Source organism: Paenarthrobacter sp. RAF54_2 (assembly GCF_052113945.1).
In the GTDB taxonomy this organism is placed as follows: domain Bacteria; phylum Actinomycetota; class Actinomycetes; order Actinomycetales; family Micrococcaceae; genus Arthrobacter.
Map to the genome: position 1 here is coordinate 1 of NZ_JBFRDV010000058.1, position 1,192 is coordinate 1,192.

A 1,192-nucleotide genomic window follows, 5' to 3' on the forward strand; every position below is an offset into this window, starting at 1 on the left:
TCTCTAGCATGATTAATTCTCTCTCACCTATATCGCGTCAGCACTGAGCGCTTGCGAGCCAGCAACTAGCTACTACTTGGCCAACAGTTGGTTCCAGCGCTGCAGGAACGCTTTGAACTGCTCGGTCGTGATCTGCGGGAGCTCGACAAGTGTGACTCCCTTGGTTTCGATGGTCTGGGGTGTGTCCTGGCGTACTGCGACAAATCCACCTTGAGCCACCACACCCTGACCTGCCTTGCTCAGCAGCCAGTTCGCGAATACCTGCGCCGCATTCGGGTGCTTGGCCGACTTCACAACCGCCAGCTCGTTGGGAACGCTTGGGGCCTCCTGGGGGAGCCTGTAGTCAATCGGTGCACCGGTCGCTTTGATGGTCGCCGCGACCGCAACAGGAACTGGCAGCGAGGCAGCCACTTCCCCAGCAGACAGCGCCGCGACCTGGGGGTTCGAACCCGCATAAATCTGGGGCTTGCCCTTAGCCGTCAGCTTGTCAAGGAATCCGGAGCCGCCCGCATCGGACTTCTCCATCGATTCATAGAGCGCGGCCACGGTCGGGCCGATCGAGGGGTCCGTTGCTCCCACCTGCGACGCGGGGAGGTTCAAGTAATCCTGCCAGGAGCTGATGCCGTTCGGCAACAACTTGGTGTTCCAGGCCCACGCGTAGCCGAGGTTTGCGAACGTTGCCACATATGGTGTGCGCTGATACTTGGCCCGATCGAATTCCGGATCGCCCAGGGACGGAGCAGTGAGCGGCAGCAAAGCACCCTTGGCCGCATAGCCATCGAACGTCGGGTGATCCAGATTGTCGACGGCATCCGCACCGGCGTTCCCGGACGCGATCTCGGCATCCAGTCTGGCCCTGATGTCTGATGCGCTCAGACGAACGTACGTCAGTTTGATGTTCGGGTAGTCCTGGTGGAACGCGGCCGGCAGGAGGTCAACAGTCTTCGTATTCAGAACTCCGTACACCGTCACCTCGCCTTCCTTGTTGGCGGCGTCAACGACCTTCGACCATTCCGCCTGGTCCATGACCTTGGATAGCGCGTCACTCGGGCTCGCGTTCGAATTGCCCGCGGCCGAACCGGCTCCTCCGGACGCGCATCCTGTCAGCGCAAGCAACCCGCATGCGACAACCAGGGATCCGCGCGCCATCACGCTCCTTCGTTTTCTCACAACAATTCCTCAATTCCTCACA

Annotated in this window: 1 protein-coding gene; it reads right to left on the bottom strand. The window is 60.6% G+C overall.

Features of this window, described 5'->3' with window-relative positions:
• Window positions 1-72: 72 nt before the first annotated feature.
• Complete coding sequence (locus AB4Y87_RS25870) at window positions 73-1,149, bottom strand: ABC transporter substrate-binding protein (RefSeq protein ID WP_442007080.1); 1,077 nt, start codon at window positions 1,147-1,149, stop codon at window positions 73-75.
• Window positions 1,150-1,192: the final 43 nt, after the last annotated feature.